This is a genomic window from Pseudomonas sp. SWRI179 (assembly GCF_014268705.1).
GTDB lineage: Bacteria > Pseudomonadota > Gammaproteobacteria > Pseudomonadales > Pseudomonadaceae > Aquipseudomonas > Aquipseudomonas zanjanensis.
This window is the reverse complement of sequence record NZ_JABWRA010000003.1, coordinates 168,082-191,179: the sequence shown is the minus strand read 5'-3', so window position 1 is coordinate 191,179 and position 23,098 is coordinate 168,082. Positions and strand designations below refer to the sequence as shown.

The 23,098-nt window shown below is 59.7% G+C and carries 22 protein-coding genes; 12 read left to right on the top strand and 10 right to left on the bottom strand.

Going from position 1 to position 23,098, the window contains the following annotated elements:
* Positions 1 to 61: 61 nt before the first annotated feature.
* The 6 genes from HU767_RS03170 to HU767_RS03145 form a co-directional block, all read right to left on the bottom strand.
* The gene (locus HU767_RS03170; RefSeq protein WP_186728488.1) at positions 62 to 841 is read right to left on the bottom strand and encodes an N-acetylmuramoyl-L-alanine amidase; all 780 of its coding nucleotides are present in this window, start codon (positions 839 to 841) and stop codon (positions 62 to 64) included.
* A gap of 103 nt (positions 842 to 944) precedes the next feature.
* Positions 945 to 2,996 (bottom strand): GGDEF domain-containing protein, encoded by a 2,052-nt coding sequence (locus tag HU767_RS03165; protein ID WP_186728487.1) that lies wholly within the window; start codon positions 2,994 to 2,996, stop codon positions 945 to 947.
* Positions 2,993 to 3,871 carry an endonuclease/exonuclease/phosphatase family protein gene (locus HU767_RS03160; protein ID WP_186706426.1) on the bottom strand — a complete coding sequence of 293 codons (879 nt, stop codon included), beginning with the start codon at positions 3,869 to 3,871 and terminating at the stop codon, positions 2,993 to 2,995. The genes HU767_RS03165 and HU767_RS03160 overlap by 4 nt, the downstream gene beginning before the upstream one ends.
* Positions 3,872 to 3,886: 15 nt before the next feature.
* On the bottom strand, positions 3,887 to 4,528 hold the full coding sequence (locus HU767_RS03155; RefSeq protein WP_186728486.1) for a thiol:disulfide interchange protein DsbA/DsbL: 642 nt from the start codon (positions 4,526 to 4,528) through the stop codon (positions 3,887 to 3,889).
* Between the two features lie 187 nt (positions 4,529 to 4,715).
* A complete protein-coding gene (locus HU767_RS03150; protein ID WP_186706428.1) occupies positions 4,716 to 5,327 on the bottom strand; it encodes a c-type cytochrome in 612 nt (203 codons plus the stop codon).
* A gap of 46 nt (positions 5,328 to 5,373) precedes the next feature.
* Positions 5,374 to 5,664, bottom strand: coding sequence for a c-type cytochrome (locus HU767_RS03145; protein ID WP_003196231.1), 291 nt, complete (start codon positions 5,662 to 5,664; stop codon positions 5,374 to 5,376).
* Between the two features lie 191 nt (positions 5,665 to 5,855).
* On the opposite strand from HU767_RS03145, the gene yihA reads away from it, so the two are divergent.
* Complete coding sequence (gene yihA / locus HU767_RS03140) at positions 5,856 to 6,497, top strand: ribosome biogenesis GTP-binding protein YihA/YsxC (RefSeq protein ID WP_186706429.1); 642 nt, start codon at positions 5,856 to 5,858, stop codon at positions 6,495 to 6,497.
* A 399-nt stretch (positions 6,498 to 6,896) separates the two neighbouring features.
* Here yihA and polA read toward each other — a convergent pair whose 3' ends face one another.
* Positions 6,897 to 9,665 carry a DNA polymerase I gene (polA, locus tag HU767_RS03135; protein WP_186706430.1) on the bottom strand — a complete coding sequence of 923 codons (2,769 nt, stop codon included), beginning with the start codon at positions 9,663 to 9,665 and terminating at the stop codon, positions 6,897 to 6,899.
* Positions 9,666 to 9,739: 74 nt separating this feature from the next.
* On the opposite strand from polA, the gene HU767_RS03130 reads away from it, so the two are divergent.
* Positions 9,740 to 10,027 (top strand): DUF2782 domain-containing protein, encoded by a 288-nt coding sequence (locus HU767_RS03130; protein WP_053126892.1) that lies wholly within the window; start codon positions 9,740 to 9,742, stop codon positions 10,025 to 10,027.
* Positions 10,028 to 10,085: 58 nt separating this feature from the next.
* Positions 10,086 to 11,036, top strand: a complete 951-nt coding sequence (locus HU767_RS03125) for a homoserine kinase (protein ID WP_186706431.1) — start codon at positions 10,086 to 10,088, stop codon at positions 11,034 to 11,036.
* Positions 11,037 to 11,166: 130 nt separating this feature from the next.
* On the opposite strand, the gene znuA is transcribed toward HU767_RS03125, so the two are convergent.
* Positions 11,167 to 12,099 (bottom strand): zinc ABC transporter substrate-binding protein ZnuA, encoded by a 933-nt coding sequence (znuA, locus tag HU767_RS03120; protein ID WP_186728485.1) that lies wholly within the window; start codon positions 12,097 to 12,099, stop codon positions 11,167 to 11,169.
* 66 nt (positions 12,100 to 12,165) lie between these two features.
* Between znuA and zur the strand changes: the two genes are divergently transcribed.
* From zur to HU767_RS03100, 4 genes are read left to right on the top strand one after another with little or no spacing between them, the layout of a single operon-like run.
* A complete protein-coding gene (gene zur, locus HU767_RS03115) occupies positions 12,166 to 12,648 on the top strand; it encodes a zinc uptake transcriptional repressor Zur (protein WP_186706433.1) in 483 nt (160 codons plus the stop codon).
* Entirely contained in the window at positions 12,648 to 13,430 is a 783-nt protein-coding gene (gene znuC / locus HU767_RS03110) for a zinc ABC transporter ATP-binding protein ZnuC (protein ID WP_186728484.1), read from the top strand. Before zur ends, znuC begins: the two co-directional genes overlap by 1 nt.
* Positions 13,423 to 14,211 carry a zinc ABC transporter permease subunit ZnuB gene (znuB, locus tag HU767_RS03105; protein WP_186728483.1) on the top strand — a complete coding sequence of 263 codons (789 nt, stop codon included), beginning with the start codon at positions 13,423 to 13,425 and terminating at the stop codon, positions 14,209 to 14,211. The genes znuC and znuB overlap by 8 nt, the downstream gene beginning before the upstream one ends.
* A 37-nt stretch (positions 14,212 to 14,248) precedes the next feature.
* Positions 14,249 to 14,962 carry a PA5502 family lipoprotein gene (locus tag HU767_RS03100; RefSeq protein ID WP_186728482.1) on the top strand — a complete coding sequence of 238 codons (714 nt, stop codon included), beginning with the start codon at positions 14,249 to 14,251 and terminating at the stop codon, positions 14,960 to 14,962.
* Positions 14,963 to 15,094: 132 nt separating this feature from the next.
* On the opposite strand, the gene katE is transcribed toward HU767_RS03100, so the two are convergent.
* A complete protein-coding gene (gene katE, locus HU767_RS03095) occupies positions 15,095 to 17,311 on the bottom strand; it encodes a catalase HPII (protein WP_272971831.1) in 2,217 nt (738 codons plus the stop codon).
* Between the two features lie 186 nt (positions 17,312 to 17,497).
* Here katE and HU767_RS03090 point away from each other — a divergent pair, with 186 nt between their 5' ends.
* From HU767_RS03090 to HU767_RS03070, 5 genes are all read left to right on the top strand, one after another.
* Positions 17,498 to 18,505 (top strand): methionine ABC transporter ATP-binding protein, encoded by a 1,008-nt coding sequence (locus HU767_RS03090; RefSeq protein ID WP_186706437.1) that lies wholly within the window; start codon positions 17,498 to 17,500, stop codon positions 18,503 to 18,505.
* Positions 18,505 to 19,167: a methionine ABC transporter permease gene (locus tag HU767_RS03085; protein ID WP_030139002.1), complete on the top strand. Its 663-nt coding sequence runs from the start codon at positions 18,505 to 18,507 to the stop codon at positions 19,165 to 19,167. Before HU767_RS03090 ends, HU767_RS03085 begins: the two co-directional genes overlap by 1 nt.
* A gap of 77 nt (positions 19,168 to 19,244) precedes the next feature.
* Positions 19,245 to 20,018 (top strand): MetQ/NlpA family ABC transporter substrate-binding protein, encoded by a 774-nt coding sequence (locus tag HU767_RS03080; protein WP_186706439.1) that lies wholly within the window; start codon positions 19,245 to 19,247, stop codon positions 20,016 to 20,018.
* 313 nt (positions 20,019 to 20,331) lie between these two features.
* Complete coding sequence (locus HU767_RS03075; RefSeq protein ID WP_186728480.1) at positions 20,332 to 21,651, top strand: hypothetical protein; 1,320 nt, start codon at positions 20,332 to 20,334, stop codon at positions 21,649 to 21,651.
* 138 nt (positions 21,652 to 21,789) lie between these two features.
* Complete coding sequence (locus HU767_RS03070) at positions 21,790 to 22,137, top strand: hypothetical protein (protein WP_186728479.1); 348 nt, start codon at positions 21,790 to 21,792, stop codon at positions 22,135 to 22,137.
* A gap of 553 nt (positions 22,138 to 22,690) precedes the next feature.
* On the opposite strand, the gene HU767_RS03065 is transcribed toward HU767_RS03070, so the two are convergent.
* On the bottom strand, positions 22,691 to 23,050 hold the full coding sequence (locus HU767_RS03065; RefSeq protein ID WP_186728478.1) for a DUF6124 family protein: 360 nt from the start codon (positions 23,048 to 23,050) through the stop codon (positions 22,691 to 22,693).
* Between the last annotated feature and the right edge of the window lie 48 nt (positions 23,051 to 23,098).

Sequence of the window (23,098 nt, the reverse complement as noted above, 5' to 3'; positions counted from 1 at the left end):
AAGTTACCAATGAGTTATAGCCTCTGATTTGGATTTGGCCCGATTCGTCGGACGGGCGTCATTATTTTGTCTGGTTGAGCACCTGCAGAATCGCCGCGCTTTGCGCGTCCGGTGTGCCGTCGAATCGGGTCGGACGGTAGTGCATCTGGAAGGCGGCCAGCACCTGTTGGGTGGCCACGTCCCATTCGCCGGTCTGGGGCGTTGGGTAGCCCAGGCGGGCCAGTTCGGCCTGGAACCAACTGGCGGACGGTAGCTGCGCGGCGAAGAGTACCTGCTGGCGCGCGACTGCCTGCTCGTCCGGCCATATTCCCAAGCCCGCCTGTGCCAGGCGCTTCCATGGAAACAGCGGGCCTGGATCAAGCTTGCGCAGGGGCGCGATGTCGCTGTGGCCGATGATGCTGCGCGGGTTGAGCCCGTTGCGCTTCAGGATGTCCTTGAGCAACACGGTCAAGGCCTGGACCTGGGCTTCGCTGTAGGGATACCAGAGACGCCCGGTGGGCGTGTCGATGAAACCTGGATTGACGATTTCGATGCCAATGGAACTGGAATTGAGCCAGGTCCGACCTTCCCATTCACTTTCCCCGGCGTGCCAGGCCCGTCGGCTTTCATCCACCAACTTGTAGATGGTTGCGTCTTTATCGTCGCCAATCAGGTAATGGGCACTGACTTCGCCATGGGTCAGAAGGGCCAGGGAACGTTCCAGGGAGGCCGAGGTGTAATGCACCACCACGAATTGGATGCGGTTGTCATGGTTGACGGAAGGGCGACTGGTGTCGAACCGCGGGCCGCTGGTGCAGCCGGCCAGGACAATGAAAGCAACGATGAGCGAAAGAAATTTCATGGCGGAAGGCATTACGCGCTGGAAGTAATGCAACAGTGTAACGTATCGCCCCGCGATGATCCGGTGCGCGGGACGATAATAAACAAATTGGAACAATTAGCCCTCAGCCCAGCTCCACGCGGTTGCGCCCGGCATTTTTCGCCCGGTAGAGCGCCTGATCGGCTCTTTTAAGCACTGAATCGCTGTGTTCGCCCGGCTTGAAGGCCGTCATGCCCACCGATACCGTCACGGTCACCGGCTCGCCCTTGAAATGGAATGGGCAAGCTTCGATGGCCAGGCGCAGCGCCTCGGCCAGCTTGGCGCCAGCGGCCAGGGGCGTATCCGGCACCAGCAGGACAAACTCTTCGCCACCGAAACGCGCGATGAAATCGCTGCCACGCAGACGCTTGCGCAGGACCGAAGCGATCAGTTTCAACACCCGGTCGCCGGCCAGATGGCCATAGTTGTCATTGATGCGCTTGAAATGATCGAGGTCCAGCATGGCCAGCAGCAAGCTGTTGCCGTGTTGCTGCCACTGGCCGACTTCATGTTCCAGCCGCTCGGACCAGGCAGCACGGTTGGGCAAGCCGGTGAGCGGATCGACCAGCGCTTTTTGCCGTTGCTCTTCGAGATTTTCCCGCACGACCTGGGCATCCTGCTCCATCAGCGCGACACGATCGGCCAGGCTTTTCAGGCGCGTCGAGACTTCCTGCTCGCGCTGATCCCGTTGTTGACGGTGTTGGTCCATCGTGCCGAGCAAGCCTTCAAGATGATTCTCCAGCACCTGCTTGAGGCCTTCCAGGTCATCGGCTTGTTGCACGCTGCTTTGCAGCCCGTCCACCTGTTCGCGAATCTGGGTGTCCATTTGCCGGGAGGCCGACAGGTTGTCGGCGTGGTCTTCACTGGCGGCTTGCAGGCTGCTCTGGAAGGACTCCAGCCGATCATTGAGGCGCTGCAAGTACGCTTCGAACTCATGCTGGCCGGTGTCGGTGATGGCCAGCATCAATACCGCCAGATCATCGAGGATCGGTAGCAGTTCGTACCAATTCAGCCCATTTCGAAGCCGCTCACGCATGGCTTCGGCTTGTGGGCGATGGCGTTCGGGCAAGGTCAGGTCGCCCAACAGGCCCAACAAGGTGTCTTCAATGTGTTTGGCGACCGAGCTGTAGGACGGCTCCGGCGAGTCGGGCAGGGCGTACTGGGCGTCTACGATATCGGCTGCGGCCAGGGGGTCGTCGGGCTCGACTTCTGTTGGCGGCGACGAGGAGGCGGGAAGGGCCTGAGGCTCCTCCTCGGGCATCAGTTCGTCGGGATTCTCCGGGCTGGACGCTGCTACCGGGAGCTCGTGGGCGACCGGTGTTTGCGACGGGGCGGGCTCGGTTGCTTCGTCCGGCTCGCTGGTTGGCTGAATCACTTCGGCGACAGGTGTCGGAGTGGGCGCCGGCGCGACTTGGGTCTGCGGCGCAACCGGGCCGACCGGTTCGGGCGTCGCCTCGGCTGCTTGCTCCGCGACCAATGGCTGCGGTGCTGGCCCTGGTGCGACGGAGGCTGCATCATCTGCCGGCTCAACGGCTACCGGCAGAGTCGTTTCTGGCGCAGACGCCACGCTGGCCTGGGCAGGCTCGTGGGGCTGCGGCGTCGCTTCCTCATGGCCTTGGCCGCCAAACAGCCGTTGCAGCAGGCCGGGTCGATTCGGTTCGACAGGGGCGTCCAAGGCGCTCAGGGCCTTGCCTTGCAAACCGCTCAGTTCGCTGAGCAGCAGCGGAATCTCCCGGGCCTGGCCGGCTCGGTCCTCCAGTTGCTTGGCAAACTTCTTCAGCGGCCGGCTGACTTCTTTGGGCAACGGCAGCCTCTGCAACTGGGCGACCAGGGCCGTCAACGCAGCGCTCGTCTGCTCGACCCGGGTTTCGCGGCGTTGCTCGGAATCGAGTACGGCTTTCTCCAGGCGCGGCAGCAGGGCAGCGAGGCCGGCATCCATGTCATCGGTGCGCACTACCTCGCGCATCTCTTTCATGCATTGATCGACAGCCCGGTCAGTGCCCTCGGCGGCCAGGGTGCTGCGCACCAGGCCACGACGCAGCAAGTCGAGCCGAGCATCCCAGCGGCGCTCGAGCTTTTCCTGCTGTTCGATGCTCTTGAGGTATTTCTCTCTCCAGCGTTCGGCGTCGTCGCTCATTCATTCGGATCCGCGAGGGCAGTACTCAGCGCAGGGAATGCATCGGCCGTGAGCGAACCCGGCAAACGAATTTCTACCGCGACCGGCAGGTGATCGGAAATGGGTTGGGCCAGCACCTCGACGCGTTCGAGGGTCAGGGTCGGGCTCAATAGAATATGGTCCAGGCAGCGCTGGGGGCGCCAGCTGGGGAATGTTGCTTCCAGTTGCGGGGCGAGCAAACCGAGATCGCGCAAGGGCGAGGTCTGCAGCAAGTCGGTGGCGTGAGTGTTCATGTCGCCCATCAGGATCTGATGTTTGTAGCCGCCGATCAGCTCGCGAATGTAGGCCAGTTGCATTGTCCGGGTACGCGCCCCGAGGGCCAGGTGCATCATGACCACGATCAGCGCCTCCGGACCTTCGCCGAAACGCGCCAGGATCGCCCCGCGCCCCTTGGGGCCCGGCAGCGGATGATCTTCGATCGCCCACGGACGCAGGCGACTCAACACGCCATTGCTGTGCTGGCCGAGGCGTCCGAGGTTGCGATTGAGTTGCTGGTACCAGTAGGGAAAAGCGCCCAGTTGGGCCAGGTGTTCCACCTGATTGACGTAGCCTGACCTCAAGCTCCCGCCGTCGGCCTCTTGCAGCGCCACCAGGTCGAAGTCCTTGAGCAGGTCGCCGATTTTCTGCAGGTTGCCGGCACGCCCGGTGTGCGGCAGCAAATGTTGCCAGCCGCGGGTCAGGTAATGCCGGTAGCGCTCGGTGCTGATGCCCACCTGGATATTGAAGCTGAGCAGCCGCAAGCGGCTGTCGCCAGGCAGGCCCGTGGACGTGACATGATGCTCGTTGACCCGTGGTTCATGCAGGCCAACGATGCGTTCGGTACTCCAGCGGGCCATGGGCGTGGGCCGCGCTTAGTTGGCGACAGCCTTGGTGGCCGCTCGCTCTTTGGCAATCAACTGGTCGGCCAGTTGCAGGGCTTGTTCGGCACCGCCGGCAGAGCCGATGTCAAAGCGGTACTTGCCGTTGACGACCATGGTCGGTACGCCGGTGATTTCGTATTTCTTCGCCAGCTCGCGGGCTTTCTTGATCTGGCCCTGGATGGCAAAGGAGTCGAAGGTGGCGAGGAACTTGTCCTTATCGACGCCCTGGGTGGCGAGGAAGTCCGCCATCTCATCTTTCTTGACCAGCTTCTTGCCTTCTTTCTGGATCGCGTTGAATACCGCAGCGTGAACCTTGTGCTCGACGCCCATGGCTTCGAGGGTCAGGAACATCTGGCCGTGGGCGTCCCATGGGCCACCGAACATGGCGGGAATGCGGACGAAATTGACGTCCGAAGGCAGTTTTTCAGCCCATGGGTTGATCACCGGTTCGAATGCGTAGCAATGCGGGCAGCCGTACCAGAACAGCTCCACGACTTCGATCTTGCCAGGCGCTGCCACCGGAACGGGGTTGGCCAGTTCGACATAGGGGGCGGCGGGCTTTTCAGCCGCTTGGGCAGTCACGCCGAACAGGCTGGCGGCGACGAGCGCGGCGCTGATGATCAGATTACGCATGCTTTACTCCTGGACAATGAGGGGGCCTGGCAAGGCCTGTTTCTAAGACAGACCGTGGCGGGTTCAAGTTCTCTAGTGTAACGGCAGCGGCCACAAAAAAGGGCGGCCAAAGCCACCCTTTTGATGCTCGCATCGACAGATTAATCGAGCGTTAACGTTGCAAGAGGTGTATCCCCTCGCAACGGCCTTAGTGCAGGCCCTGGATGTAGCTGGAAACTGCCGCGATATCTTCGTCGCTCAGCTTGCGGGCAATGGTGCGCATGGTCATTGCGTCACCGTCGTTGGCACGACCGCCTTCTTCCTTGCGGAAATCGGTCAATTGCTTGGTGATGTACTGGGCATGCTGGCCGCCCAAGTGTGGGAAACCGGCAGCGGCGTTGCCCTTGCCGTCAGGGGAATGGCAGCCAGTGCAGGCTGGCAGGCCTTTTTCCAGGTTGCCGCCGCGGAACAGCGCTTCACCGCGAGCCACGAGTTTTGGATCGGCGGCGCCGACGCTGCCCTTCTGGCTGGCGAAGTAGGCTGCGATGTCCTCCAGGTCCTGATCGCTCAGGTTGGTCAGCAGGCCGGTCATTTCCAGCACGACACGCTTGCCGTCCTTGATTTCCTTCAGCTGCTTGGTCAAGTAGCGCTCGCCCTGGCCCGCCAGTTTCGGAAAGTTGGGCGCCATGCTATTGCCATCCGGGCCGTGGCAGGCCCCGCATACGGCCACTTTCGCCTCACCGGCCTTGGCATCGCCAGCGGCGTGGGCTACGCCGGATATCCCCAAGGTCAACAGCAGACTCACGATCAGTTTGTTCATCAGCTAATCCAACTACGGCTAAGGGTTAAAGAGTTATGGACCGGGTTCACTCGCTCATCCACTGGATGATGGCTCGGTAATCCTCGGCACTGCAGTCCATGCACAAACCACGCGGCGGCATCGCCTTGAAACCCTGGGTCACGTGTTGCACCAGCGTCTCCATACCTTTCGCCAACCTCGGCGTCCAAGCTTCCTGATCGCCCTTGCGGGGCGCCATGGGGAGTTGGCCGGAATGACAGGCACCACAAACACGGTTGTACACAGCTTCCGGATCCTGTGTAGCCTGAGCGCTGTAAAGCGGCATCAAGACACCGGCAGCTAGCAGCCATTTCGTCATAAAACGACCTTTTCAGGGTTGGGAACGAGCTGCGTTCTAATGCGCAATTTCGGTCGGTCGCTCCCGTGAGCTTCATCCTACGCTGGGACAAAGCGCACACAAAATCTGCGGCATTATATACTGGCGTCACTGAAACGGAAACGACACAGCTTGCCGCGTCCATTCCCGACGCCGCCCACATCGGAAATCCCATGCAACTGAAGAACCCTATCCTCGGCCTGTGCCAACAGTCCACCTTCATGCTCAGCGCCGCCAAAGTCGATCAATGCCCAGACGACGAAGGCTTCGAAGTGGCGTTTGCCGGCCGTTCCAACGCCGGCAAATCCAGCGCGCTGAACACCTTGACCCATGCGAGCCTGGCACGCACCTCGAAAACCCCGGGTCGCACGCAGCTCTTGAACTTCTTCAAGCTAGACGATGAACGGCGTTTGGTCGACCTGCCCGGCTACGGCTACGCCAAGGTACCGATCCCGCTCAAGCAACACTGGCAGCGTCACTTGGAAGCCTACCTGGGCAGCCGCGAGAGTTTGAAAGGTCTGATTCTGATGATGGATATTCGCCATCCGATGACCGACTTCGACCTGTTGATGCTCGATTGGGCGGTCGCCAGCGGCATGCCGATGCACATCCTGCTGACCAAGGCCGACAAGCTCACCTACGGCGCGGCGAAAAATACCTTGCTCAAAGTGCAGTCGGACATTCGCAAGGGCTGGGGCGACGCGATCACCATCCAACTGTTCTCGGCACCCAAGCGCATGGGCTTGGAAGAAGCCTATACCGTGCTGGCGGACTGGATGGAATTGGCGGACAAGGGCAGCGAAGAGGCCGAATAAGCCAAATCGCAGGCAAAAAAAACCCCGGACTTCTTATGGGGAGGGGGAAGTTCGGGGTCCAAGTTCCGGACCGCTAGGGCGGGGTCCAGATATCTGCCAACACTTAACACAACATAGGAGCATTGAAGGGCTTCACCAGCCATTCAGAATCTCTGAGTGGCGATTCACGGGTTTAGTTCAGATTTTTTTTGGAAATAACCGTAGGAATTTTCCGAGCTAACGAAGCCATCGCTGGCATTGCGGTGACTCCCTGTGGCGAGGGAGCTTGCTCCCGCTGGCCTGCGCAGCAGGCCCCTGCATTTTTCCAGGCGGACTGCATCGCCCGGTTTGCGACTGCTGCGCAGCCGAGCGGGAGCAAGCTCCCTGGCCACAAGAGCCCTAGGCCTCAGGACGTGGGAATCAGTGCGCCTCGTCCCAGTTATTGCCCACGCCCACTTCCACCAGCAGCGGCACGTCCAACTTAGCGGCGGCGCTCATGTGCTGGCGGATCTCTTCGCGAACCTGGTCGACCAAGTCTTCACGCACTTCCAGCACCAGTTCGTCGTGGACCTGCAGGATGACTTTCGCATCCAGCCCTGACGCCGTCAGCCAGCCATCCACGGCAACCATGGCTTTCTTGATGATGTCAGCCGCCGTGCCTTGCATCGGCGCGTTGATGGCGGTGCGCTCGGCGCCTTTGCGCAGGGCCGGGTTTTTCGCGTTGATGTCTGGCAGGTATAGGCGACGACCGAAAATGGTTTCGACGAAACCTTGCTCGGCCGCCTGGGCGCGGGTGCGCTCCATGTAGGCCAACACACCCGGGTAGCGGGCGAAGTAGCGGTCGATGTAGGCCTGGGACTGCTTGCGATCGACGCCAATCTGCTTGGCCAGGCCGAACGCGCTCATGCCGTAGATCAAGCCGAAGTTGATCGCCTTGGCGCTGCGGCGTTGGTCGTGGGTGACGGCTTCCAGGTCGACGCCGAACACCTCGGCCGCCGTGGCCCGGTGCACGTCCAGGTCATTGCGAAAGGCGTGGAGCAACCCTTCATCCTTGGCCAGGTGCGCCATGATCCGCAGTTCGATCTGCGAATAGTCCGCCGCCAGCAGCTTGTAGCCTTTCGGCGCAACGAACGCCTGGCGGATGCGCCGGCCTTCGGCGGTCCGAATCGGAATGTTCTGCAAGTTCGGGTCGATGGACGACAAGCGCCCGGTCGCGGCGACGGCTTGCTGGTAATTGGTATGGACGCGGCCGGTGCGGCTGTTGATCTGTTCCGGCAAGCGATCGGTGTAGGTGCTCTTGAGCTTGCTCAGGGAGCGGTACTGCATCAGCACCTTGGGCAGCGGGTAATCCTGCTCCGCCAGTTCGGCGAGCACCGCTTCGGCGGTGGAAGCCTGGCCCTTGGCGGTTTTGCTGAGCACCGGCAAGCCGAGCTTTTCGTACAGGATCACGCCCAATTGCTTCGGCGAACCGAGGTTGAATTCCTCACCGGCGATGGCAAACGCCTCACGCTCCAGCGCCACCAACTTCTCGCCCAACTCGACACTTTGTACGCCCAGCAGGTTGGCATCCACCAGCGCGCCCTGGCGCTCGATGCGCGCCAGGACCGGCATCAGCGGCATTTCGATGTCGTTGAGCACCGGGCCCAGGCTTGGCGTGGCGGCCAGCTTTTCCTGCAAGGCCTGGTGCAGGCGGAAAGTCACGTCGGCGTCTTCGGCGGCGTAAGGGCCGGCCAGTTCCAGGGAAATCTGGTCGAAGGTCAGTTGCTTGACCCCTTTGCCGGCGATGTCCTGGAAATCGGTCTTGCTTTGGCCCAGGTATTTGAGCGCCAGGCTGTCCATGTCGTGACGGGTCGCAGTGGAGTCCAGCACGTAGGATTCCAGCATGGTGTCAAAGGCGATGCCCTGGACCAGGATGCCGTTGTTCTGGTCACCGCCAATGGCGCAGTTGGCCAGGATGTTGGTTTCGAACTTGGCGTGCTGGCCAACCTTGAGCTTGTCCGGGTTTTCCAGCAGCGGCTTGAGCGCCTTGAGCACTGTGTCGCGGTCCAGTTGCTCCGGCACGCCCATGTAGGAATGGGTCAGCGGGATGTAGGCCGCCTCGAACGGGGCCACGGCGAACGACAGGCCAACGAGTTGCGAATGCTGGGCATCGCCGCCGTTGGTTTCGGTGACAAAGGCAAACAGCGGCGCTTTTTCCAGTTTCGCCAGCCACGCGTCAAAGCGCGCCTGGTCGAGGATGACCTCGTACTTGGCCTCGGCAGCGCCGGGCTGTTCGTCGGCCACTTCGACGATCTCCTGGCCGGCACGCTTGGCGTCCCGCTGGTTTTCTTCGAACCAGCTCTTGAACTCCAGCAACGTATACAGCTCGGCCAGTTTCTCGTGGTCGGGCGTGCCCATTTGCAGGTCGTCAAGGCCGACATCCAATGGCACGTCGGTCTTGATGGTCGCCAGTTCGTAGGACAGGAATGCCATTTCCTTGTGTTCTTCGAGCTTGGCGGCGAGGGTCTTGGCGCCACGGATCGGCAAGGTGGCGACGATGTCCAGTTGCGCGTACAGCTCGGTCAGGCCGCCGTTGACGCCCACCAGCAGGCCGGAAGCGGTCTTCGGTCCGATACCCGGGACGCCCGGGATGTTGTCGGACGAATCGCCCATCAACGCCAGGTAATCGATGATCTGCTCCGGAGCGACGCCAAACTTCTCCTTCACGCCAGCCACATCCAGGGCGCTACCGGTCATGGTATTGACCAAGGTAATGTGCCCGTCGACCAACTGCGCCATGTCCTTGTCGCCGGTGGAGATCACCACCGGACGGTCGGCCGCCGCGCTGCTGCGGGCCAGGGTGCCGATCACGTCATCGGCCTCGACGTTGTCCACGCACAGCAACGGGAAGCCCAGGGCCTTGACGCTGGCGTGCAGCGGTTCGATCTGCACGCGCATGTCGTCGGGCATGCTCGGGCGGTTGGCCTTGTATTCGGCGTACAGCGCATCGCGAAACGTCCCACCCTTGGCGTCGAACACCACGGCGAACGGACTGTCCGGATACTGCTTGCGCAGGCTCTTGAGCATGTTCAGCACGCCCTTGACCGCACCGGTCGGCAGGCCTTTGGACGTGGTCAGCGGTGGCAGCGCATGAAAGGCGCGGTACAGATAAGAAGAACCGTCCACCAGGACGAGGGGGGCTTGGCTCATGAGCAGGATCAACCTTTTCGGCGGGTCCGGGGCTAGAATAGCGGGACCGTTGACGACAAAGGGACAAGGTTATCATGCGTACACTAAATCGCCTGTTACTGGCTGGCTTGTTTGCATTCACCCCGCTGGCCGTCATGGCGGCGGATGACGCGCCCTCGGCGGACCCGGATGTCACCATCCGCACCGAAGGCGATAAAACCATTCAGGAATATCGGCAAAACGGCTTTTTGTACGCGATCAAGGTCACGCCCAAGAACGGCAAGCCTTATTTCCTGGTACGCGCCGACGGCACTGATGCAAACTTCATCCGCTCGGACCAGCCGGATATGCTGATCCCTTCGTGGAAAATCTTTGAGTGGTAATACCGCTCGCGACTTCAACCGGCGCCCGCTGAAGGGCGCCCGTACTGGCAGTTTAACCATGTCTGTGTTCACGCCCCTGGCTCGGCCCGAGCTGGAAACCTTTCTCGCCCCTTACGGGCTCGGCCGCTTGCTTGATTTCCAGGGGATCGCCGCTGGCAGCGAAAACACCAATTTCTTTATCAGCCTGGAGCAGGGCGAGTTCGTCCTGACCCTGGTAGAGCGCGGCCCGGTGCAGGAAATGCCGTTCTTCATCGAACTGCTGGACGTGCTGCACGACGCCAACCTGCCGGTGCCTTACGCCTTGCGCACCACCGACGGCGTCGCGCTGCGGGAGCTGGCGGGCAAACCGGCGCTGCTGCAACCGCGCCTGGCCGGCAAGCACATCAAGCAGGCCAACGCCCAGCATTGCGCCCAGGTCGGCGAATTGCTCGCCCATCTGCACCTGGCGACCAAAGGCAACATGATCAAGCGCAAGACCGATCGCGGCCTGGACTGGATGGAGGAGGAGGGCGGCAAACTGCTTTCGCACCTCGACGCCGAACCGCGTCAGCTGCTGGAGGCTGCGCTGGAAGAAATTTCGTTGAAGAAGGTCGGCATCCTGGCGCTGCCCCGGGCCAACATCCACGCCGATCTGTTCCGCGACAATGCGATGTTCGAAGGCACGCACCTGACCGGGTTGATCGACTTCTATAACGCCTGCTCCGGGCCGATGCTGTATGACGTCGCCATCGCCCTGAATGACTGGTGCTCGGATGACGACGGCGTGCTCGATGGCGCCCGGGCCCGGGCGTTGCTGGGTGCTTATGCAGCGTTGCGGCCGTTCACGGCTGCCGAGGCCGAGCTATGGCCGACCCTGTTGCGCGTGGCATGCGTGCGGTTCTGGTTGTCGCGGTTGATCGCCGCCGAATCGTTTGCCGGGCAGGATGTGTTGATCCATGACCCAAAGGAGTTCCAGCAGCGCTTGGCGCAGCGGCAGACGGTTCATACGGTGTTGCCGTTCGCCCTCTGACACCTAGTGGATCTGAATGCCTTTGTGGCGAGGGAGCTTGCTCCCGCTCGGTTGCGCAGCGACCGCAAGATTTTTAGGGCCGCTTCGCGGCCCAGCGGGAGCAAGCTCCCTCGCCACAAGAGCAGTGGGGTTATAACGCCTCCAGGCACCCCGCCAAATCATTCCCCAACTTTTCCAACAACTGCTCATACCCCTGCGCCGTCGCCGGGGTATAGCCGCCCAGTGCATCCAGCTCCGCCAGCTTCACCGGCAACCCGGCCACCAGGGTTTCGGCCAGGCGCGGGCGCAGGGGCGGTTCGCTGAAGACGCAGGTCTTGCCCACCGCCTGTAAGCGCGTGCGCATCGCCGCCACGTGCTGGGCGCCGGGCTGGACTTCGGCGGCCACGGCGAACACCCCGGCGTGCTTGAGGCCGTAGTTGTCTTCGAAATAATCGAACGCCTCGTGGAAGACGAAGTACGGCTTGCCCGCAACCCCGGCCAGGCGCGTCTTGAGGCGCGTGTCCAAGGCATCGAGGCGCTGGTTGAAGCCCTTGAGGTTGTTTTGATAGCGGGCCGCATTCGCTGGATCCGCCGCGCTCAGGTCAGCCGCCATCCTGGCGGCGATCACCCGCGCATTGTGCGGCGACAGCCACAGGTGGGCGTCCACGGTGCCGGGGCGATGGTCGTGATCGTGATCGTCGCCTTCATCATGGTCATGATCCTCGTGGGACGCGCTGTCCTGGGCGAAGTGACGCAACTTGAGCCCGGGCAGCTCCTGCACCGCAACGGAGGGCAGGGTACGACCGTTCAACACGCGCGGTAGGAAACCTTCCATGTCCGGCCCAATCCAGTACAGCAGGTCCACCGACTGCACCTTGCGTACATCGGAGGGCCGCAACGCGTAGTGATGCGGCGAAGCCCCCGGGGGCAGCAACACTTCCGGAACGGCCACGCCGTCCTGCACGGCGGCGGCGATCAGTTGCAGCGGCTTGATGCTGGTGAGGACCTTGACGTCGGCCTGGGCCGGGCCGATCAGTAGAAAACTTGCGACAAAAGCGACAAAGAGCGAAAAAAATCGGGACACGATGACCACTCGTAGAGGCGAGAACGGGTAACATAATAACGTCTCTCACTAAACTCGTCGCTGCCCATGCCTATTACACCCCTTGCCAGTCGTCCCCACGATCACTCCCACTGCGTGCACAGCGCGCTGTCCGAGGCCGACGCCATCTGCGCGCGCCAAGGGTTGCGCCTGACCGCCCTGCGGCGGCGCGTCCTGGAATTGGTCTGGCAAAGCCATAAGCCACTGGGCGCCTACGACATCCTCGCGGTGCTCAGCGAGCAGGACGGCCGCCGCGCCGCGCCGCCAACCGTCTATCGGGCGCTGGACTTCCTCTTGGAAAACGGCCTGGTGCATCGGATTTCGTCGCTCAACGCCTTCGTCGGCTGCAACCATCCGGAGCACGCCCACCAAGGCCAATTCCTGATTTGCCGCGAATGCCACGCCGCCATCGAGCTGGAACAGAAATCCATCAGCGATGCCATCGTCGCCAGCGCCAGGGAAGTCGGCTTCGTCGTCGACACCCAGACCGTCGAAGTCGTCGGCCTCTGCTCCGGCTGCCAGGGGGCCTGATGAGCAACGCGCTGATCCGCCTCGAGCAGGTGGCCGTGACGTTCGCCGGGCAGAACGTGCTGGACAACATTCACCTGAGCGTCGAGCCGGGGCAGATCGTGACCTTGATCGGCCCCAACGGCGCCGGCAAGACCACCCTGGTGCGCGCCGTGCTGGGTTTGCTCAAGCCCGACAGTGGCAGTGTCTGGCGCAAGCCCAGGTTGCGCGTCGGCTACATGCCGCAAAAACTCCACGTCGACCCGACGCTGCCACTGTCGGTGCTGCGTTTCCTGCGCCTGGTGCCTGGGGTGGACCGCGCCCGGGCCTTGGCTGCGCTCAACGAGGTCGGCGCCGAACAGGTGATCGACAGCCCGGTGCAAAGTGTGTCCGGTGGCGAGATGCAACGCGTGCTGCTGGCCCGCGCCTTGCTGCGCGAACCCGAATTGTTGGTGCTCGATGAGCCGGTGCAAGGCGTCGACGTGGCAGGGCAGGCCGAGCTGTACAGCCTGATCACCCGCCTGCGCGACCGCCATGGCTGCGGCGTGCTGATGGTCTCCCACGATTTGCACCTGGTGATGAGCACCACCGACCAGGTGGTCTGCCTCAACCGCCACGTCTGCTGCTCCGGGCACCCCGAGCAGGTCAGCGGCGATCCGGCCTTCGTCGAGTTGTTCGGAAAGAACGCACAAAGCCTGGCGATTTATCACCACCACCATGACCACGCCCACGACCTACATGGCTCGGTGGTCAGCGCCCCTTCTGCTTCCAAACATGTTCATGGAGACGGCTGCAAGCATGGCTGATTTTCTGTTGTACGCCCTGCTCGCAGGCTTGGCACTCGCCCTGGTCGCCGGTCCGCTGGGTTCGTTCGTGGTCTGGCGGCGCATGGCCTATTTTGGCGACACCTTGTCCCACGCGGCACTGCTGGGCGTGGCCCTGGGGTTTCTGCTGGATGTCAGCCCGGCCATCGCGGTGACCGTTGGCTGCCTGTTGCTGGCGGTGGTGCTGGTCACCCTGCAACAGCGCCAGCCACTGGCGTCCGACACGCTGCTGGGCATCCTCGCGCCGAGCACGTTGTCCCTCGGGCTGGTGGTGCTGAGCTTCATGCGCGACGTGCGGATCGACCTGATGGCCTATCTGTTTGGCGACCTGCTGGCGATCAGTCCGACGGACCTTGCCTGGATCCTGGGCGGCAGCGCGGCGGTGTTGCTGCTGCTGGTGGCGCTGTGGCGACCGTTGCTGGCGGTCACCGTCCATGAAGAACTGGCGCGGGTCGAGGGTTTGCCGGTGGTCAGCCTGCGCTTGGCGCTGATGCTGTTGATTGCGGTGGTCATCGCCGTGGCGATGAAGATTGTCGGTGTGTTGCTGATTACGTCATTGCTGATCATTCCGGCGGCTGCGGCACAGCGTCACGCCCGCTCGCCCGAGCAAATGGCCTTGGGTGCGAGCCTGCTGGGCATGCTCGCGGTGTGCGGCGGCCTGGCCCTTTCCTGGTTCAAGGACACCCCGGCCGGCCCGTCGATCGTGGTCAGCGCCGCTGCGTTGTTTCTGCTGAGTTTTGTCCTGCCCCGTCGAGGGGTGTAGACTTGCTCGCTTTTTGCGCAAATAGAGAGTCGCAGGAATGAAGCCGTTCGCCTCCCGTTATCTGCTCCTTGTCGCATTTTCCCTGCTGCTGGGCGCGTGCCAGAGTACTCCGCCGGTCACCCAGGCCCCCGATACGCGGGGCCCGGCCATCGCGCAGCTCGAACAAAGCCTGGCCAGCAATGAGCTGGCCACCGCTGAAGGCCAGTTGGCCGCCTTGCAAGCCCAGTCGCCCGAAGACCCGACGCTGGAACCCTACCAGCGGCAATTGGCCGAGGCGTACCTGCGCCGCAGCCAGATCGACCTGCAAAAAGGCGATGTCAACGCCGCCGCCACCGCCCTGAGCCGTGCCCGAGCGTTGATGCCCAAGGCCCCAGCGCTCACTGGCGAGGTCAACAGCGCCATCGCCGAAGCCCGCAAGGCTGACCTGGAAAAAGCCGAGGCCGACCTCAAGGCCGCCGAAGCCAAACCGGTCGCCAAGGTGATCGACCCGAGCGCACCCAGCACTACCGTTGCGCTCAACATAGCCGATATCCAGCAAATGCGTCGGCAATTGGACGCTATCGCCGCCGATGTGGTGAATTATCAGTGCGACGTCAGCATCCAGGCGCCGCGTACCGATGATTATCCGTGGTTGGCGACGTTGCTGAGCAAGCGGGTCAAGAAACTGGATCCGGGGTTTGAGTTGAAACTGCAAAAGCAGATTTTGCGCAGTGTGCCGGCGCAGGTTGTGTTGACACCGCGTAAGCCCTAAAAGCATCGTCGGAACGCCGCCCGGAGCAAGCTCGCTCCCACAGTGGTTTTGTGTCGATCACAAAATCTCATGTGGGAGCGAGCCTGCTCGCGAAGGCGTCCCTACTAGCAACAAGCTTCTTTCAGGCAGCCATCAAGCCGGAACCGCCTTCGCCTTGGGCTCCCGCGCCCAAACCCGATGCTGAGCAATCGCCGCGAAAAACCGCGAAAAACCGCTCGCATCCGCATCTTCGATCAACCCCGAATCCACCTCCAGCTTCAAATCCACCAACAACTGCCGGGCCTCACCATGAAGGCCGATGGCTTTCAAATGCTTGTAGGCCTCCAACACGTAATGCAACGCCACGCCGTCGCGACTCAAGGCCTTGATCGACTCCGCGCCACCGGGCACGAACACCGCGTCAAAGGCAATCGACGGCAAGCCTTCCATGGACGCATCCACCGCCAGGGTTTTCCCATCGGCCGTGGTGACCGGCGCAGAAGTCGGCCCTAGCACTTTGGCGTGGGCGCCCTCAGCCTCCAGAGCCTGCTTGAGCGTATCGATGATTGCGCCATCGACACCGTTGGCCACCAACACCGCCACTTTGCGCGTCTTGATGTCGCCGGACAGCAGGTTCGCCTGGCTCAAGGCCGGGGATTGCTCCAGCGATGGCGTCGGAACATCGACAGTTCCAGCGGTCGGTGCCGGCAAGCCGAGGTTTTTCGCTACCCGCCCGGCCAGTTCCAAATCGATGTTGGCCAGGATCTCATTGACCTGCCGCGCCCGGATGAACTCACGTTCGACCTTGCCCAGCTCGAAGCTGTAGGCGGCGATGATGTGCTCTTTTTCGTGGGGGCTCATGCTCTTGTAGAACAGCCGCGCCTGGGAGAAATGATCGGCGAACGAATCGCTGCGTTGGCGGATCTTGTAGGCATCGATACGCTCTGGGTAACTTTCGAAGCCGCCGTCCTGTGGGCCGGGCGGGGTTTCTTTTGGCCAGCCGCCATCGATGGAGTTCGGCTCGTAGGACGCACGCCCCTTATCGATGGTGGTGCGGTGCATCGCGTCACGCTGGCCGTTGTGCACGGGCGTAATCGCACGGTTGATTGGCAGCTCATGAAAGTTCGGCCCGCCGAGTCGGCTGATCTGCGTATCGGTGTAGGAAAACAGCCGGCCTTGCAGCAGCGGGTCGTTGGAAAAGTCGATGCCCGGCACGATGTGCCCAGGGCAGAAGGCGATTTGCTCGACTTCGGCGAAGAAGTTGTCCGGGTTGCGGTTCAGCACCATCTTGCCCAACGGGGTGATAGGCACAAGTTCTTCGGGAATGATCTTGGTCGGGTCAAGTAGGTCGAAGTCGAATTTGTGCTCGTCCTCCTCGGCAACGATCTGCACGCCGAACTCCCATTCCGGGTAGTCGCCCATCTCAATGGATTCCCACAGGTCGCGACGGTGGTAATCGGTGTCCTTGCCCGCGAGTTTCTGGGCTTCGTCCCACACCAGGGAACAGGTCCCGGCCTTGGGTCGCCAATGAAACTTGACGAAGCTACTGCGGCCTTCCGCATTGATCATACGGAAGGTGTGCACCCCAAAGCCCTGCATCGTGCGTAGGCTTTTTGGAATGGCCCGGTCAGACATCGCCCAGATCACCATGTGGGCCGATTCCGGCACCAGCGAGACGAAATCCCAGAACGTGTCGTGGGCCGAGCCGCCCGTAGGAATTTCGTTATGGGGCTCGGGTTTTACCGCGTGGACAAAGTCTGGAAACTTCACCGCGTCCTGAATGAAAAACACCGGCATGTTGTTGCCCACCAGGTCGAAGTTGCCTTCGTCGGTGAAGAACTTCACTGCAAAGCCGCGCACGTCCCGCACGGTGTCACCGGAACCCCGTGGACCTTGCACGGTGGAAAAGCGCACGAACACTGGCGTCTTTTTACTCGGGTCTTGTAGGAAACCAGCCTTGGTCAGGGCCGCATGGGATTCATAGGCCTGAAAGTAGCCATGGGCACCGGTGCCGCGGGCGTGAACGATGCGCTCCGGGATGCGCTCATGGTCAAAGTGCGTGATTTTCTCACGCATGATGAAATCTTCCAGCAACGAGGGCCCGCGTGGGCCGGCGCGCAAGGTGTTCTGGTTATCGGCGATCTTCACGCCCTGGTTGGTGCGCAGCGCCTGCTCGGTGGCGTCGGAGCGAAACTGTTCCAGGCTTTCGAGCTTGGCGTTGGTGTTACCGCGGTCCAGGGTGTCGGTCCCGGCCAGCTGGCTCTTGTCGACCGTGGGCTTGTTGATACTCATCAGGCATGACTCCTCTTTGCGTTCCTCGCTGTGGCCAGGACTCTTGAGTTCGATGCCGCAGGTGCAGGACCCGGGCATTTGGAGTGGCTTAATGAGTGACCCATGCCGTTTGGCTGTGTTCCTTTTTTATGGCCTTTGATCGCGTTATTGCCAAATGACTGGTCCGATCGCAAATAAATGCTAAGAACCTCTATACGGACAGGCTAAAATGCGCGCCCGGCTAACCGCTGATCCTTTTCCAACGCGCCCCACAAGGTTCGCTACGTGATCGAGTTTCAAAACGTCCATAAAACCTACCGGGTTGCCGGTAGGGATATCCCCGCCCTGCATCCGACCAGTCTGACGATTGAGAACGGTCAGGTCTTCGGCCTGATTGGCCATTCCGGTGCAGGAAAAAGTACCCTGCTGCGCCTGATCAATCGCCTGGAAGATTCCACGGGCGGCAAGATCATTGTCGACGGCGAAGAAGTCACCGCCCTGGACGCCAGCGGCCTGCGCCGCTTCCGCCAGCAAGTCGGGATGATCTTCCAGCACTTCAACCTGCTGGCGTCCAAGACCGTGGCCGACAACGTGGCACTGCCGCTGACCCTGGCCGGCGAGTTGTCCCGTAGTGACATCGACCGCCGCGTCGCCGAGTTGCTGGCGCGGGTAGGGCTGTCCGACCACGCCCGCAAATACCCGGCGCAGCTGTCCGGCGGCCAGAAGCAGCGCGTCGGCATCGCCCGCGCCCTGGCGACCAAACCCAAGATCCTGCTGTGCGACGAGGCCACCAGCGCCCTCGACCCGCAGACCACCGCCTCGGTGCTGCAACTGCTGGCAGAGATCAACCGCGAGCTGAAGCTGACCATCGTGCTGATCACCCATGAAATGGACGTGATCCGCCGCGTTTGCGACCAAGTGGCCGTGATGGACGCCGGCGTGATCGTCGAGCAAGGCCCGGTGGCCGAGGTGTTCCTGCATCCGAAGCACCCGACCACCAAGCGTTTCGTCCAGGAAGACGAGCAGATCGACGAAAGCGAACAGCGCGACGATTTCGCCCACGTCCCAGGACGCATCGTGCGTCTCACGTTCCAAGGCGACGCGACCTACGCGCCATTGCTCGGCACCGTCGCCCGGGAAACCGGTGTGGACTACAGCATCCTGGCCGGTCGCATCGACCGCATCAAAGACACCCCCTACGGGCAACTGACCCTCGCCATCACCGGCGGTGACATGGAGGCGGCGTTTGCCCGCTTCACCGCGGCCGATGTCCACATGGAGGTGCTGCGCTGATGGAATTTTTTGCAAACGTCGACTGGCTGGAAATCTGGCTGGCCACCGGCGACACCTTCCTGATGCTGTTCGGCTCGCTGCTGTTCACCGTGCTGCTCGGCTTGCCCCTGGGCGTGCTGCTGTTCCTGTGCAGCCCGCGCCAGTTGCTCGAAGCCCGCGGCGTTTATGCGCTGCTGTCGCTGATCGTGAACATCCTGCGTTCGCTGCCGTTCATCATCCTGTTGATCGTGATGATTCCGTTCACGGTGTTGATCACCGGCACCTCCTTGGGCGTGGCCGGCGCGATCCCACCACTGGTGGTCGGCGCGACACCGTTCTTCGCCCGCCTGGTGGAAACCGCCCTGCGCGAAGTGGATCGCGGCATCATCGAAGCCACCCAAGCCATGGGCGCGACCACAAGGCAGATCATCGTTAACGCCTTGCTGCCAGAAGCCCGCCCGGGCATTTTTGCCGCGATTACGGTGACAGCGATTACGCTGGTGTCCTACACGGCCATGGCCGGTGTAGTCGGCGCCGGTGGTCTGGGCGATCTGGCGATCCGCTTCGGCTACCAGCGTTTCCAGACCGACGTTATGGTGGTCACGGTGGTGTTGCTGCTGGTGCTGGTGCAAGTCCTACAGACCGTGGGCGACAAACTGGTTGTGCATTTCTCTAGAAAATAAGGCCTCGGGCCAATAAACATGAGCCGGCCATTCGCTGGCAGGCGCCGAGAGCAGGCGCCCCAAAAGGAGTTAGCTGAATGAAAAAACTACTGGTTGCCTTCGCTGCCGCCGCAGCGTTTTCCGCCCACGCCGCCGACACCCTGACCGTCGCGGCCACGCCGGTGCCGCACGCGGAAATCCTCGAGTTCGTTAAACCGGCCTTGGCGAAGGAAGGCGTGGACCTCAAGGTCAAAGTCTTCACCGACTACATCCAGCCCAACGTACAGGTGGCGGAAAAGCGCCTGGACGCCAACTTCTTCCAGCACCAGCCGTACCTGGATGAGTTCAACAAGGCCAAGGGCACGAACCTGGTGAGCGTGGCCGGTGTGCACCTGGAACCCCTGGGCGCGTATTCCAGCAAGTACAAGGCACTGACCGAACTGCCGGGCGGCGCCAACGTGGTGATCCCGAACGACGCCACCAACGGCGGCCGTGCGCTGTTGTTGCTGGCGAAGGCTGGGGTGATCAAGTTGAAGGACTCGGGCAACATCCTGTCCACCACCAAGGACATCACCGAGAATCCAAAGGATCTGAAATTCCGTGAGCTGGAAGCGGCGACCATTCCGCGGGTGCTGACCCAGGTGGATCTGGCGTTGATCAATACCAACTATGCGTTGGAGGCCAAGCTTGATCCTTCCAAGGATGCGTTGGTGATCGAAGGTAACGACTCGCCTTATGTGAACATCTTGGTGGCCCGTCCGGATGACAAGGACAGCGAGGCGATGAAGAAGCTGGTGGCGGCGCTGCATACGCCGGAAGTGAAGGCTTTTATTCTTGAGAAGTACAAAGGGGCGGTTTTGCCGGCGTTTTGAGCTGATTAGGTGATGAAAAAACGGGCTGCGTGGGAATGCAGGCCCGTTTTTTTATGCTCAAAATTTCGATTGAAAGTGGCCTGGGAACTCGCTTTCGTTCAATAGGAAAGGAGACTATAGGCCCGTTGCTCTCTTTTTTTCATGAATGGGTTGCCCGTTCTGCGTATTTTTTAGCCTTTTTGGACAAGGCGCAGAGCATGTTGATGAACAGGGTCTGTCGGGTGTGTTTCAAATTACGACTTATCGCAGTTTAAGGTGTACGGACATTAAGCCGGGTGCAAGAATTTCGGATAAATGTCGACAGGAGTTTTTTGTGGCGGACTATGAAGGAATATCGGAAGACAAAACAAATCTAATTCAGGGGCCTAAATATGCCTTGGCGGTATGGGCCAAGCAGAATGAGCTCTCTTCAGAAGTCATTCAAGAAAGAAGGGATATTGCCCTAAGATTGGCAATTGAAGGGATCACTGATAGCTCGATAGATTCGCTTGATGGAGTCGAATCGCCGTTGTCGAGAAAGATCCGAGCATGTCATGGAATTGACCTATTCGAGATGAATAGAAATTGGGTTGAAACCGCACAGTATTGGAAGTGTCCTTGCTGTGATCGAGGAAAGTTCGAGATCTCCAGAGTTGGCGGTAAAGGGCAAATACTAGCGAAACTAGTCGAGCATCACGATCATATGGCTGATGCACTGAAGGCTGCCTTCAATAAAGTATTTGTTGTGAGCGGTACCGACAAACCTACAAGCACTGGGTTGGCACTAGTTGAGCGAATGGCACCAGCGTTTTCAGCTTATCCTCCGGTTTTGATTTGCGAGGATTGTAATAATGCCGATGCTGCTGCAAAGAAGGTGATCTCGAATACGGGGCGTAAAGTCGAGTGGCAATCGTTCTCCATCGGACAAATTCGTCACTTCATTATCGTTCGCGAGCACACCCCGCATAGTATAGATGAAACGAAAGTTTTAGAGCTTTGGGATCTTGTTCGCCCGGCTTACGTTGCGCGGATGAACTTAGTGTACGAAGTGGCTAAAGCAGCGGTGCTACAAGATTATTGGTACGAAGGATATCAAGGCGAAACAATTCCTGTGCCTACTCTCTCGAATGGATTCCAGAGATATAACGGACTGGAATTGGTTAGTGGCGAAGCGCTCGCTCGTGAAATGGCGAAAAACACTGTTAAACACTCCGCAAACTACAGCCGTTGGCGCACGGAAAGACAGCGTGCAGGTGGTAAACCGCCTTTAAATTTCTTAGCTATTATACAGTCGCTGCCGGGATGCGCTCGAATGTGGGCAGCACTTGTGGACACGTGGCGATGCCCTATATGTGGGCGCTCAAAATTTGAAGTTATCAATTATACCAAAGGAAAAATTAGTTTCCATACCCACTTGCCAAGCTCGTATAGTCCAGCTTGGAAATCAACCGGGCATATTTGCATGGGGTGCTTCAATGTCGTGACGGCTATGAAACGAGAGCTGAATTTAGGTCACGGCATTAAGGTAGCTTTCACATTCGACTGCATTATACCGGATGAACTGCGGGCTATCATTCGCGCGAGGCCTCATTCCGCGCACTTAGTGGACGCGGAAATGGCAAAAAAGCTGGTTAGTAATTGGTTATCGCGTTAAGTGCGCTTGAGAATTTATTAACGAGAATTTTATTGAGTGGAGAAGATATTTTTTGATCCCCTCATCCGAACTGCAGTGAAGCTTGTAACGACTAGAGCTCTTAACCCGTTTAGATCCGGGTCTTTTGAAGGAATGAAAATGCATAACGACAAATTAATATGGACGTGCTGTTTTTTGTTGTTCATTTCAGGAGCAATATGGGGTGCAAATATTAGACCAAACAATTTTTTTGTCATTTCTAATGTGCATGATTTTTTTGAAATTCTTGGATCCGCTGCAACTGTTGTAGCGGTGGCATTAGCGATAATAGGTCTGAATCGCTGGAAAATAGAAATTGGTGCAGCCTCTGATCACGAGTTAGCGCGAAAGATGGCCGTGATTATACAAAGATACCGTATTGAGTTAGTGGACTTATGGCAGTTTGCAGACTCTGCTTCAAGACAAAACGAGTCCGAGCATTGGGTGCACGAGCAAAACGATTATTAAAAAAATATTTATGAATATGCTCTTTCAAAAATGAAAGCAGCAAGAGCGGATCTAGAAGCCATCTCTCTTGAAAGCTCTGCTATATGGGGAAAGATTTTTGACACCAGGTTAAGTGAAGCGTTTCAATTTGAAAATGTTTGCGCGAATACAATCAGCAACTATCTATACCTTTGCAAAACGAGACCTATTGAAAGTTCTTCTTGGGAATTCTCAGAAAAATCAATAAACATGTGGAGAGAATTTAACCAAGCAAGGAGTTTATCGGACGACACCGTAGAGGATAAAATTAATTTAATCCTGAAATCAGTAAGGCTTGAAATAGAGAAGAAGCTCCTACGAGAGAACGCTTGATTAATTGAGCGCTTTTGATACTCAATATACATCCGATTGTGCGGAAATTATCAAATATGGACATCCACTTTTCGATCCGCACAATCTCTCGAATTCTACAGTCCTCGTTAGATCACTTGCGCTACCATGCGACGATAGAGTGTTGTCCGTCAGACTAATAAAGCAAACCCGACGCAACGTGTCGGGTTTTGCTATTTACCCGCTATCGCGGATCAACGTTATCCAACACTCGATTCGCCAGCAACGAACTCAATTCAATCAACTGCTGAATGCCTAGGAGGATATGGCGCCGCTGGCCTTCCAAGTCGAAGGCCAGGTTGCTGACCATCGCATCAGCTGCCGCCAGGGTTTCGCTGAGGTTGGCGAGGAGGGATTCGTTGTCGGCGTTTTTTGCGACGGTGAAGAGCTGGTCCGGTTGGGACGCCTCTTCGGACTTTTCCGGTTTTGGTCGCAGGTAATAATCCAAGGCGCGATTGGTGGCTTCGTCGTGTTTCTTGGCTTTGGATTTGGTTCGCGGGGTAGCGTGGTCCGCCTCTGGCGGATTCGGGGTAGGCTTGAACATGTACTAAGTCCTGTAAGTGATGCCGCAACCCTCTAGCTACTAAACAAG